Origin of the sequence: Micromonospora sp. WMMD975, from assembly GCF_029581215.1 — a bacterium.
Lineage (GTDB): Bacteria > Actinomycetota > Actinomycetes > Mycobacteriales > Micromonosporaceae > Micromonospora.
Window position 1 is genome coordinate 3,514,549 of the sequence record NZ_CP120739.1, and the last position, 12,383, is coordinate 3,526,931.

The following is a 12,383-nucleotide window of genomic DNA, read 5'->3' on the forward strand; positions in this document are numbered from 1 at the left end:
ATGTGGTAATGATGTGTCCGAGATCGACACGAACCGATGTCCAACTCGGGCTGCGCATCGTCGGCGCCATCCCTATCGGCTGATTATTGCCCAACTAAACTGGAGGGGCCCGGGTTACCACCGGGCCCCTCAGGTTTCCGGGAACTCAAGTAACGGCGACGGTCACCAGCGCCACGACGCCGACCACGAGGATGCGGATGGACCAGGTGATCTGAGTGAACTTACGGTGCGCGACTATGTTTGCCGCCCAGATCTGTCCGATGATCTCCCGTTCGAACGCGTCCCCGTCGGCCGCCTGCTCCACCCAGGCGTCGATGAAGGCTTCCCGATCGCCGCCGTACCGACGGGCGACGTGGTCGAAGTAGTGCAGCGACCACGCGGCCGCCGCCCGCCTCGGTGCCAGCGTATACAGCGCCAACAGCGCGCTGAGCGCGATGCAGACGCCGGACACGAGTAGGACGCCGTTGGTCCAGGAGCGTTGATCCGACGGCAACTGCCCCGCCAGGACTCCGGCGGCCGCCAGGACCGCGGCCGCCTTCACGTCAGCAAAGCGGATCATGTCGTTCGCCTGTTGCAGGACGGATCGTTGGGCTTCCCTCATGTGGCATCAAGCCGTTCCGCCAGGTCAGTCCGGTTATAGGAGGAGAAGACCTGCCCCAGCTGCCTGAGAAGATATCGACGTTCGCCGTCCCCCATCTGCCCGAGGAATTCGTCGATCAGCTTGGCTATCACCAGAGAGCGGGATTCGCCAGCGTCTCCGAACTTCTCGGCGATCTCTTCGAATTTGATCTTGAGTAGCTCGTCCGGACGGTCGGGATGGTGGTAGAGCCAGTAGCTGCGGGCGACGTCGGGCCGGGAGTAGATGTTCTCTCTGAGGTGGTGGATCCGCTCCAACTCGGCCCGCTGCTTCAGGCGTTCGAGGGCGGTCTCCCGGGCGATTCTCAGGATGCCTTCGGCAGCGGTGCGCGCTTGCGAGCTGACTGCCAGTTGGACGCGTGCGCCGTAGGGGTTCAGGCTGTTGATCTCGTTTTCGGCGTTGCCGGCTTGGGTGACGCAGTATTTGGCGGTCACCTTGTCGGCCCACTCGGTGGCCCTTTGCCGCGTGGTCCAGGTGACGGCCTCGTCGCTGCCCCGCCGCCAGAGATGGAGGGTCGCGTCGAATGCGATGTGTGGGTGCCGGCTGCGCAGCTCAGCGATGAAGGTGACCGGCTTTGAGGGCTCTTTTGGTGTAGCCCAGGGTCGCGATAGGCGGCCCCGCCAATTCTCACTCATGGGCGCCCAGCGGGTTTGCTCGGTGGAGCCGCTCGTTGAGCCGGTCACGTAGTTCCCTGGCAGCCGGCGCTTGGGCATCGCGGTCGAGTGGCTGCCAATCGTACAGCAGGTCGGAAATGCGCGCGAAGCGGCTGCTGGCTCCTTCACCGGTTCCGCCGGCGTGGATCATCAGGTTGGTGATCAGGCCCGCGCACACGGGCTCCGCAGTTGCTGCGTCCAGCCAGCGGAAGAGCGCCTCGCGGATTCCGCCCTGAGGCCCTTCGCCGGTGAACAGGAGCGACAGGGCTTGTACTAGTTGGATCTGCCGTGCTGCGTCGCCAGCCAGCTCGCCAAGGAGGAACTGGGCCTCGTTCAGGGTTTCTGAGATCGCCGCCAAGGCACGCAGCCCTGCGTCGTGCCGTTGGTCTTGCCCGGCCGCCCAGTCGAGGACTTGGCGGAGCGTCGCCTGCCGGTGCTGCGGTCGGCTCCACAGCGATCGCACGGCCTCCACAACCGCGTCGGTGACGACGTCGATCCGCCGCCCTGCGAGGTTGTTGAGCCGGGTCAGCACCGCCTGCGGATACGCGTCTGCCAGTGCCCCGCCGCAGGCCGCGGCGACGGCGCAGAGCAGCGGGAGGCTTCCCGATTGGACGGCCCACTGGTTGAGCCGACTGCGCATCGCCGCCCCGGCTTCGGGGCTCATCGCCACTGCCGTCATCAGTTTGACGACCAGCGGCCGTAGGGTCTGGTAGCTCCACCATCGTTCGATCAGCATGCGCACCTCGGGGGCGTCGGCCCCGGGAAGCGACAGGGTCACGGCAAGCATGGCTGAGGCCACCTGTTCGGCGACGCGAGCGTTCGGGGCACCGCCGCGGCGTATGGGCAGGTCGGACGCCCAGCTCCAGAGATTCGTTCGGAAGGCCTTGGACTGGTCGCCGTGCACGTAGCGCAGGATCGCGACGTCGTAGGACGGCAGGGTGAAGAAGATCCGGTGCTCGCCGTCGATCCGGGCGTTGACGTTCTTGGCGAGTTGGCGGATTCCGGGGGCGCCGATGCCGCCGCGGACGTTCGCCGGTTCCTCCAGCTTCTTGGCGAGCTTCTCCATCGCGTGGAGGACGTTGGTAGCTTGTCCTCCCTGCAGGAAGGCCAGGGCGATGAGAAAGAGCCGGGTCCGCGGATCGGTGTGGGTCTCGAACCAGATGACCAGTTCGTCGTCCCAGCTCTGATAGGCCTGGACCGCCTGGCCAGCGATCTCGCTTAGCGGTTCCTGCGGATCAGCTGCGGCGGCCCTGATACGGCGGGACAGCCTGGCGATCTGGGCCGGCGTGGCACCCTCGAACATCGCCGGTAGCGGTGGTGTCTTGAGCAGTGCGTCCACATCCAGCCGGGTGCGCTGGTCGTCGAGGAGTCGGCTCAGCAGTTCCTCGCGGCTGGGAGCGTTGACTCTGAGGACGGTGAAACCGAGAACGTCCTCAGGCCTTTCGAGGCTCTTGCGGTCGACCAGGACGACTAGGTATGAGTCGTGCTTTTCCACGGCTTCTCGATAGGCGATGAGCAGTTCCCGCAACCGTCCGTTCCGGCTTCCGGGCGGCACCGTGAGCAGGTATGCCGAACGGCCATACGACGACCACGGCACCTCGTCAACGGGCAGGAGCCGCTGCTCGTCGTCGTTGATCGGGATCTCCCGCCGGGGCAAAGAGACCTCGCCGAGCAGCCCCACCGCGGCGGTTCGCCGTCCAGTGCCCGGATCGGCCACTAGCAGGACGTGCCGCCGCTCCCACAGGATTCTGGCCGCTGCCTCCCTGGACAGCTCACCCGGGTTATAGGTGCGCTTTACGAAAGTGGAGATGGTCTGCTGCACAAAGTCGTCCGAGAGCTCCCGAGCGGCCTGGTAGCGCCCGAGCCAGTTGTGAACGTTCTGCACCATGTCGCGGCCGACGCTGGAGGCAACCTGGCCGCTGTTCTCCTCGACGTAAGGGCTCTCGTCGATGTCGTCGGCGTAGGAGTCGTCGATGTCCGGGTGTGTGGGCTCGATCGGATCGGTCGTCACCGGTCTCCACCCCGATGCTGCGTCATGCTCTCGACCGTGGTGGCAACCTGACCTTCATTCCGCTTCACACGTGGGCCGGAAACTCTAGGCTGTGCCGGATGCCGGGCTGGTGGGGGAAGCGGCGTGCCCGGTAGCACGCCGAGAAGGTTTCCGGAGACCTCCGGAAGGTAGAGCCACGCCTGCCGGCTGAAAGCCTTGCCGTCGACCGTCGCTGTGACCGGGAGGCAGCGGTCGGGCTGCATGCCGGCGTACCCAGCGGCGATGACATCTCCGAAAACGCGGTCAGAGAAGATGCACGCGACGAATGTCACGCGAGGGCTGGCTGCGGCGAGTACGGCCTTCACCGGCGCGGAATCGAGCAGACGGTGGGTGTCGTTGCGCGAGTCGCCGTTGCCGGTCCAGTGGGGATTCTCCGGATCAGCCGGCAACGGCCCGACGTGCAGGCTGACCCGCAGCTGGAGGCGTGCCCGCGCCTGCCGATTATGCTCGGCGAGGCGCTGTTGGAGCAGGCGCGGGAACGGGTCTACCAGGTAAGGCAAAACGTGTGTGGGAAGCCCGACGGCGAAGCCGTCGCCGGTCGGGCCGAGGAACGCCGGGCGTTCCCACTCGGCCCGCAAGCCGGCCCCGTTCAGGGCGTCGCCGACCAGGTCCAGCAGGTTTCTGCTGATCGCCTCATGGGTGCTGCCTGGTTCGGCGGTGAAGCCCTTGGCGTCCACCGCCAGGATCGCGCGGTACGGCGGCAGATCGACTGATCTTTCGAACGGAATGTGTTCCACGGAAGGCCCTTCTCGATAACGGGACCCCCTCAGCGTCAGCCCGGACCGCGCTGCTCTCTGCCCAGTTCTGGGCGGAAACCGTGTGACCGGCCGCTCAGTGCAGCAGGCTCCACGATGATGACTTCACGCCTCCCGGTCACGACAATGCCGGCCTCCCGCAGGGCGGTCAGCTCGGCGACGACCGCGTTGCGTGAGGCGCCGACCAATTCCGCGAGCTCGGCCTGCGACAGCCGGATCGCGGGTTGCCCGTCAGCGCTCCGGCTCTCCCGATTGAGCTGGAGCAGCGCCCGTGCCAACCGCTCCCGAACCGGCAGGACGGCCAGCGCTGAACGCTGAGCGTCCGAGCTGCGCAATCGGCTCACCGTATAGGTGGTGAAGCCCGCGGCGAACGCAGGCCGGGTCAGAAGACGACGAAACTGCGGGCCAGTCAGCAGCCGGGTAACCGTAGTGGTGAGGGCAGTGACGGTGGCAGACCGAGGTTGCAGATCAACGGCTGCCAGGTCACCCACGACGTCGCCAGCGGCCCGCAGTGTCAACATCGACCGGCTGCCGTCACCCTCCGACCGCACGATCTTCACGCACCCAGCTAGGACCACGTGCACGTGCTGGGTAGTGTCACCTTGGCGCAGGAGCACGGCGCGGGACTCGAAGCGGACGGGGATCCCGGTGTTCTGCACCCGGTGCCACTCGTCCTGCGGCAGGTACGCGACGAGTCCAGAGTCACCGTAGTCACGCATGCACAGAATGTATCGCCGAGGCTTCAACGGGAACAGCCAGCGCCTGTTGGGGTTCGAGTCACCTCGAAGACCAGCGCCTCGAAGTTGGGCTTGACCTGGAGTGTTGGGCATGGGCTTGTATCGGGATCGACACGAACCGATGCCCACCTCGGGTTGCGTGTTGTTGGTGCCATCCCGATCGGTTGACGACCACCCTACCCGGACTACACAGGCCCCGGACCGCCAACGGGGACTCGTCCGGTACACCCTCGAGGGCTGGCCTGAGATGTGGGCCAGCCATCGACCCTAAATCGAGTCAATCTGAATTCGAACCGACGACCCCTTGTTACGAAAAGTAGCCATCCCGACCTTGTCCTTGACTGTCAGAAGCAAGCGCTGAGCTGCGCAGACACAATCAGACGATGATCGCATTTGTAACTGATTGTCAACCATGGGCGAGGGTTTTCGCGGGTGACTCAGGCTTCACCACCCCCACCCCCACCCCCACCCCCTCTGCCGAGCGGGAGCTGTCGGGGTGGTTATGCGCAAGGTGCTGGGGCAGTGCCGGGCTTTTCGGCTGATCATCGCGGTGATGGGCTGTTGGGCTGATCATCGTGGCCACGAGAAGTAGGCCTGGTATCAGGGCGAGCGCGGTCCTGCTTCCCTGAGCGTCCGCGATGTGGGCGAAGACGGCCGCCCTTGCGACACCGCCGGCTATGTCGATGCTGTTGAGCCAGGACATCATCTGGGTGACGCGCCCTTGTGGTGCCAAGTCGCCGCCCATGGTACGGAGGGTGGCGAAGAGCGAGCCGATCATCAGCCCGGCGGCTGGGCAGACCAGGAGCACCTCTAGAGTAGAGTACGCACTCGGAGCCAGGGCAGCGGATCCGGCCGCCGCTCTATTGGGCGACAGCGGAGGCTCGCGACCACGGCGATGAGGCGTCTTCTGGTCGCCGATGACATTATCTCGGCGTTCGACCCGATCACCCGATCACGGTCGACAGCCACCGTTTGAGATGCCGCCGGTAGAGCGAGGTGGACGTAAGGCGGTCACCCCGCAATCGGCAGTACGTGCAGACAAGGCTTCGGACCTGCTGCAGAATCGCATCCGCTGCTACCGATCAGGCCATCACCTGGAGACTGACCAGCCAGCCTCGCAGTCAGAGCAGATCGCCGGGGAAAGGGCGTTCCGCCTCGCCGCGCCAACCGGGCTCGACCCAGGGACCGTCGTACAGACCCTCGGCCGAAAGGGACGGGGCTGGCACCGTCAAACCGTCCCGGTACAGTCTCACAACCTGTTGGGCGAGACGCCACACGACTGCCTGGTAGGCGGCTTCCTGCCGCCTGAGCAGGCTATAGAGGCCGTCCTGCTGATATGACGACACCGTCTCCGGGTCAGGCAGGCTGGTCGGGGCGAACCAGCTGGTGCGACGTAGCGCAGCGGGAATCTCCACGGGCTCGACGGGTGCCCACAGGACCGGAAGGATGCTGCTCGTCGCGGGCATCCTAGTCGTCCGGAGCTCCCGCGGCCGGCGGGCGAACGTGTTCCATTCGATTCTGCAGAAAGGACTACGCAGCAGAGCAGGCGAGACCAGTGGCACGAACACCTGGCAGGTAGCCAGGGCGGCGAGGGGTTCGTCGGTCCAGCGTGACTCGCCCGAGAGTGGCGTGTCCATGAATCCGGCGGTCTGGGAGTGCAACGGACCGATGAGCTCGCTGACGTGTATGCAGAGATCATCGAAGAGTCGTATGATTCGTTCGTTCATAAGGCGGTCTCTGCGCTCGCGACCCATGCCCGGGGCGTAGCTGAGGTAGAACACCGGTGCTGGCTGGTCGGCTCCGCCGTCTGCTGGCCTCCGCTCGTCGCGGTTGCGAACAATGGCCCGTCCCCCTAGGGCTGGGGCTCGCGCGAGGAGGATCTGTCCCGTGCCGGTCGCATACCACAGCGGCCGCTGACGTGGCTGCTGTTGCTGTTTTGTCAGTAGCCGGTTCACGTACTGGTACAGGTCAGCGACTGAGATCGCTCCGTCTCCGTCGACGTCGCCCTTCGGATCGGTCAGCCCTTCGATCGCCGCACTGACGAACAGGGATCCGTTCTGGTTCTCCATCGCAATCTCGGTCGGACCGGTCGAGGCGATGAGCACGCGCGTACCTGCTCCTCTCACTTCACGTCGAAGCTCGTCCGTCTTGTCCCATACGCCCCTGCACTCCTCGGCGAAGAGGCCGGCGTGGCTGCAGTCGAGAAGAATGACCACCTGGCGTGCTGGGGCCTCGGCGACCAGTCTGGCGAGGAAAGTAGCCGACAGCGTGTATGCGTAGTCCGTTCTCCTGGCCCCAGCGTGAGCCGGGTCTGCCGGCACTCGCCGGGTCTCCACAGTGCCGAACTGCAGGCGACCGTAACGGTCGATGATGCCGTGGCTTCCGAGGTAGAGCAGCAGCGTTTCGTCGGGTCGACTGTCGGCGACGAACGCTTCCAACCTGGCCCGGAGGCCGCCGAGCGGTTCGTTCAGCGACACCTGGACGCTGAAACCGGCGGACGGCTCGCCCAGTACGCCGGCGAGCCGGGTCAGGTCCGGCGCCGCCGTGCGCAGGTTCGGGAGGCTGTCATCGTCAAATCGGTCAGTGGCGATCAGCAGAGCAGTCCGCCGGTTGCCGTCCGGGGTGCCACTGGGCGGGGTAGGGTCGGCGCGCCTCGGATCGGCCAGACCGAGCCGGGCAGCGGCGAGGGGATGGACTGCGGTGACGATGTCCGTGGACGCCTCGACGGGGCCTTCCGCGACGGCGGCGAGTCCGGCGAACGTCCGGCCGGCCTGCCCGGCGTGCCCCCCGAGGTAGCGCCCCACAGCCGCCAGCACGGCGTCGGCCTCGGTGCGCCGCAGTTGGTGGAGCAGACGGTCACGGACACCTGGCCGGAACTCGTACTCCTCCGCGCCGGTGTGGAGGAGCAGCCCACCGAGCATGATCTCGGCGAGCGCGGACGTCCGTGCGGTCGGAACGAGAACGTGCTGCACCAGACGCATCACCGGCAGCGTCAGGGGTACCGCCGACAGACACACCGCCAGCTGGTAGGCGGCCGGGGAGGCGCCGGCCCGGAAACGGCGTAGTTCGTCGCCCGGCTCGGCGGGATGGAAGAGTCCCCGCTCCGCAGCCGGTTGTGCGGGTTCCACCGCCACCGCTAGGGCCAGTCCGGAGACCCCGCCCCCGATCAGCTGCGCCCAGGAGAGAAGGGCCGCGGGTTCCACACCGAGCACGGGTACGACCGACGCGCCCGGCCTGTGGTGCGGACGGCGTCGCAGGACGGCGCGCAGCTGACTGTTCGGCGCACCGGGCCGGCTGGTGTGCAGCACGGCGGCCCGCGTAGGCAGGCCGGTGCGGTGCCACAGATCCTCGGGCAGCACCTGCACCACGGCGAGTGGGCCGGCGCGGGACCAGTCGTGCAAGGTGGCACTTGCGGCGCCGTCGTGCCACGGCTTCGCCGCGCCGTCCGTGACCACGAGGACGATCCGCCGTCCTGAGCTGTCGATGAGCTCCCGAGGGCTGCGTGGCGGCGCGGACGGGTTCGCCGCGACGTGACAGCCCTGCTCGTTCAGGGTGAGGTGCCACCGACGGACGTCCCGGAAGGCCCCGGTGCGGTGCAGCGTCTCCTCAAGCTCGGCGACGTCGGTACGCCACAGTTGCATAGTGGGTGATGCGTCGACGACGAGTGCCACGTCGAGCCATCGTTCCCGGGCGGGGCGTTGCACGACCGACCAGATGCCGGTGCTGGCGATGACCTCGACGGTGGCCGCCTCGTCGAGCACTTGGTGGCGGCGGGACGCGGCACGGCGGCGAAACGGCCGCAGCGCTTTCTGCAGCTCCCGGGGGCCCGTGAGGCCGGGTGCCGCGGGCAGCGCGACCGGATGTCCGGTCGTCGGTGGTCCGGTGGCCGTCGCCCGGACCACTCCGAGGGGGACGAGGCCCGGCGGCGGCTCGGGGTGCGGGGCCGACGCCGGCTCGTCCGGGGTCTCCTGCCGTCCGACCGGGGCGGGGACCGTGGACACCGGCGCCGACGGGGGCGGAGGCGGGGGCACCTGCCGCGCCAGCCACACCGCCTCGGCCAGCTCCCGCGCCGTCGGCGCGATTCCGGCCTCGCTCAGCGCCCGGATCAGCGCCGTGAGAGACATCCTGGGTCAGCCGGTCGGGTTGAGGTGGCGAAGGACAAGTTCGGCGAGCCCATACCGGTCGGTGACACCGGTTTGCTCGGCGTTCATAGTCAGAAAGATGGCGTTGAGCAGCTGGTCGGTGGCCAGTTCCCCGACCGCACGTCGTTCGAGGAAGCGCTGGATGAGGTCGGCGTTCGCCGCCAGCGCCTCGTCTCCCAGATGCGCCCGGACGATCGCCTCGAGCCGTTCGGCGTCGGGTTCGGCGATGTCGAGCCGGACGCATCGCCGCAGGAACGCCGGTGGGAACTCCCGTTCGCCGTTGCTGGTCATGATCACGATGGGGAACGCATGACAGCGGACCAGCCCGCGTTCCACCCGCACCGGGGTGGTGGCCTGTTCGATGCCGACCTCCACGCCCGCCACGGTGTCGGCGATGCGGACCAGTTCGGGGATCCGGTACTCCCCCTCCTCGAGCACGTTGAGCAGGTCGTTGGGCAGGTCCATGTCGCTCTTGTCGACCTCGTCGATGAGCAGCACCCGTGGCGCCTCGGTCGGCAACAGGGCGGTGCCCAGCGGTCCCAGTTGGAGGTATCGGCCGATGTCGGCGGCCGGGCGCTGTTGCGAGGAGAGGTTGGCGTCCTGGAGGCGGGCGATAGCGTCGTAGCGATACAGGCCGTCCTGCAACGTGGTGCGGCTGGTGACCGGCCAGCGTAGGACCGGGCCGAGCCCCAGCTCGTGGGCGATCGCGTACGCCAGGGTGGACTTGCCCGTGCCGGGGCGGCCGGTGACCAGCAACGGCCGACGGAGCATGATTGCGACGTTGACCAGCTCGACCTCGCGTGCGTCAGCCCGGTAGGTGACGGCCCGCTCGACGGCGTTGGGTCGGCTGCCGTCGCCATCGTCTTCGGTGGTGTAGGTGACGAGAGGGCCGCCGTCGAACTGCCGCCACGGAGGTGGGTCCGGCAACGTCCACGGGTGCGGGTCGCCGTCTCCCTTGAAGATCACCATCTGGGGCGTGCCTCCTCGTCGGTGCGGTCTTCGGGCTCCAGCACGGGAGCCAGCGGCTCGGCGCGGCCGGGGTCGTCCCAGAGCAGTACGGTTCCGCGACAGTGGAGATCGCTCTGACTGGGTTGGTGGCCCGCCGTCCGATTGCGGAGCAGTCGTACCCGTTCAGGAAGGCCGACCGTGGTGGTGAGGCTTCCGGTGATCGCCTCGCGGAACTGCCGCCCCGAGCAGTCCGCCACAACGGCACCCGTGTCGTGTTCCGCGCAGGTGTCGCGCCGCCACACCGCGACCGGCACCCCGGCGTCCAGCGCGACGCGTAGCAGTTCTTCGACGGCGCCTCCGGAACTGGGGCGTCGGGTGAGCGCGACCACGGTGACCTCGGGACGCTGTTCGAGCTCGGCGGAGAATTCCTGTGCGGTAAGTCCCTCCGTGCAAACGATCCAGCGGACGTCGCCGTCCACCGTCGTCAGTTGTTGCCAGCGTCGAAGCCAGTCGTATCGCACCTCGGGGTCGACGGACCGGTCGTAGTCGCGGAGCACCACCCGGTACTTGCGGCCCAGATTCGTGTAGGGCTTCGTCGGGACCAGCTCGTCGAAGGGCTCGTCGAACAGCCCGATGGGGAGGACGAATTCGATCGACGCCGCGCCGCCGAGCCAGCAGAGCGCGTCCCTGAGGCGCTCCCGGGCTACCTCTCTAACCTGGGCGAGGGTGTGCCGGGGCTCCTCGTCGGAATAGAGGCGGCGGGGCTCACGGACCGGGTCGTCGTGCACTGTCATCGTCAGCCGGTAACGATCGACCCTGGCGTAGCCGGGGACGATCTGCAGTGAGATGACCCCGCGCGGTGCGGCGGCCGCCGCCCGGTTCCCGACTCTCCATGCCTTCAGCACGTCCAGCCGGTTCAGCCGGGTGGCCAGCACGGTGGTCCAGTCGCGCAGCTCCCGGCCCGGTCCGGTGCCGTCGTGCAGGTGGCTGAGTTCGTGCGCCATTCGCAGCAGAGGCAGTAGCCGGTCCGGGTCTCCCGCCGGGACGTCCCACAGTGTCGCTGCGACGTCGCGTAGAGCGAGTAGCGGTGTGACGGGCGGGCGCCCGTCGTCCGCGCAGGTGGCGAAGAGCCGCTGCAACGTCAGCGGGTCAGGGGCGGGTAGTTCGGCCAGCAGTCCCAGCAGCTCCATCTCCTCCTGCGGTCCACACGGGCGGTCGAGACGGTCGCCCTGCCATGCCTGCTGCCGGCGCAGGTGCGCCCAGCGCTGGTCCCGGGCGTGGAAGCGGTCGTGTGCGGCCATCATCGTGCGCCATCGGGCGGCGGGCAGCTCTCGTAGCGCCGCGACCGGTGCGAGATAGCCGCCCCGGTCGGTGTCCTCGGCGACGGTCGTCGTCACGATGGCGCAGACCGCCCCGTCCCTCGCGTCGAGCACCGGTCCGCCAGACATGCCCGCCGCGATCTCATTTCCCGTGAGCTGCCAGTTGCGGCCGTTTCCGAAGAGGTGCCATCCGCTGAACCGGCCCTCCACGGCGGCAGGGCGCAGTCCCTCCCCCAGCTTTGCCGAGTGGCCGAATGCCGTTAGGGGTGCGGCATCGTGCGGCGCGGACTCGGAGAGCCAGGCGCACGGATGCTCGGGCGGGTCGGCCACCTCGATGACCGCCAGGTCGGGGTACGCCCACAGGCCGAGGTCTCCCCGCTCGGCTGGGACGTGGTCGGTGACCGCACCGTGCAGCACCCGGTCACGCCAGACGACCTCGGTCCTGCTGCCGGCTCCCTCGGGCACCACGTGGGCGCAGGTCACGATGAGGCCAGGGGCGACCCACACTCCAGAGCCGCCCTCATCCGAGGCGGCGACGGGGTTAGGTCCGACCCGGACGAGACAGTCCTCGACGAGGTCGCTCCAACGCTGGTGCCAGGCCGTCAACGCTCCGCCCGCTCACATCCCGTCGGCGCCGGGCGCTTCGGAGGCCGATATCCCGAGCGGTTGCTGCCCACCCCAGGTGAGGCTCACCTTCAGGCTAGCGGTGCCGCCCGCTTCGGCCAGCACGCTGGTCAATTTGCCCGACTTCACGGTCAGTGACAAGCCGAACTCCACTTGGACCTGGTCCGGCACGAAGTCCTCGATTGCCTCCCGCACGCTGCGGGTCACACCACTGATCGTGGACCGCAGTTCGTCGATATCGAGGCGTTGCAGGCCACCGGCCCCCACGTTGGTCGGGCCGTCCGTCCTGACTTGCGCCCAGATGACCTCACCGCTGGGCAACCGCACCTGCATGGCCTTACTGGTCATCGCACCTCAGCCGCTCGTCAGGTCGACCGTCGTTTCTCGACAGTGACGGTGATCGTATCGACGGCGAGGATGGCGGGGAACCGGCCCGACGGCCAGCGGAAGGGAGGTCGGATGTCCGGAACCGGACAGAAGCGGTGTCGGCACGCAACGGTCTCAACACACGGTAAGCC

At 67.8% G+C, this 12,383-nt stretch carries 10 protein-coding genes; all 10 read right to left on the bottom strand.

All coding sequences use genetic code 11. From position 1 onward, the window contains the following. Positions 1–145 precede the first annotated feature (145 nt). The 10 genes from O7613_RS15105 to O7613_RS15150 all read right to left on the bottom strand — a co-directional run bounded on the left by O7613_RS15105 (position 146) and on the right by O7613_RS15150 (position 12,213). The gene (locus O7613_RS15105; RefSeq protein WP_282289097.1) at positions 146–601 is read right to left on the bottom strand and encodes a Pycsar system effector family protein; all 456 of its coding nucleotides are present in this window, start codon (positions 599–601) and stop codon (positions 146–148) included. Continuing rightward, complete coding sequence (locus O7613_RS15110) at positions 598–1,272, bottom strand: hypothetical protein (protein ID WP_282289098.1); 675 nt, start codon at positions 1,270–1,272, stop codon at positions 598–600. The genes O7613_RS15105 and O7613_RS15110 overlap by 4 nt, the downstream gene beginning before the upstream one ends. Continuing rightward, a complete protein-coding gene (locus O7613_RS15115; RefSeq protein ID WP_282289099.1) occupies positions 1,265–3,301 on the bottom strand; it encodes a hypothetical protein in 2,037 nt (678 codons plus the stop codon). The genes O7613_RS15110 and O7613_RS15115 overlap by 8 nt, the downstream gene beginning before the upstream one ends. Beyond that, positions 3,298–4,077: a hypothetical protein gene (locus O7613_RS15120; RefSeq protein WP_282289100.1), complete on the bottom strand. Its 780-nt coding sequence runs from the start codon at positions 4,075–4,077 to the stop codon at positions 3,298–3,300. Before O7613_RS15120 ends, O7613_RS15115 begins: the two co-directional genes overlap by 4 nt. 35 nt (positions 4,078–4,112) lie before the next feature. Next, the gene (locus tag O7613_RS15125; RefSeq protein ID WP_282289101.1) at positions 4,113–4,814 is read right to left on the bottom strand and encodes a Crp/Fnr family transcriptional regulator; all 702 of its coding nucleotides are present in this window, start codon (positions 4,812–4,814) and stop codon (positions 4,113–4,115) included. A gap of 424 nt (positions 4,815–5,238) precedes the next feature. Beyond that, positions 5,239–5,640, bottom strand: coding sequence for a hypothetical protein (locus O7613_RS15130; RefSeq protein WP_282289102.1), 402 nt, complete (start codon positions 5,638–5,640; stop codon positions 5,239–5,241). A 313-nt stretch (positions 5,641–5,953) separates the two neighbouring features. Further along, the gene (locus O7613_RS15135; RefSeq protein ID WP_282289103.1) at positions 5,954–8,956 is read right to left on the bottom strand and encodes a TIR-like protein FxsC; all 3,003 of its coding nucleotides are present in this window, start codon (positions 8,954–8,956) and stop codon (positions 5,954–5,956) included. Positions 8,957–8,962: 6 nt separating this feature from the next. Next, on the bottom strand, positions 8,963–9,943 hold the full coding sequence (locus tag O7613_RS15140; RefSeq protein WP_282289104.1) for a MoxR family ATPase: 981 nt from the start codon (positions 9,941–9,943) through the stop codon (positions 8,963–8,965). Continuing rightward, positions 9,937–11,847, bottom strand: a complete 1,911-nt coding sequence (locus tag O7613_RS15145; protein WP_282289105.1) for a trypsin-like peptidase domain-containing protein — start codon at positions 11,845–11,847, stop codon at positions 9,937–9,939. The genes O7613_RS15140 and O7613_RS15145 overlap by 7 nt, the downstream gene beginning before the upstream one ends. 12 nt (positions 11,848–11,859) lie before the next feature. After that, positions 11,860–12,213 carry a CU044_2847 family protein gene (locus O7613_RS15150; RefSeq protein ID WP_282289106.1) on the bottom strand — a complete coding sequence of 118 codons (354 nt, stop codon included), beginning with the start codon at positions 12,211–12,213 and terminating at the stop codon, positions 11,860–11,862. Between the last annotated feature and the right edge of the window lie 170 nt (positions 12,214–12,383).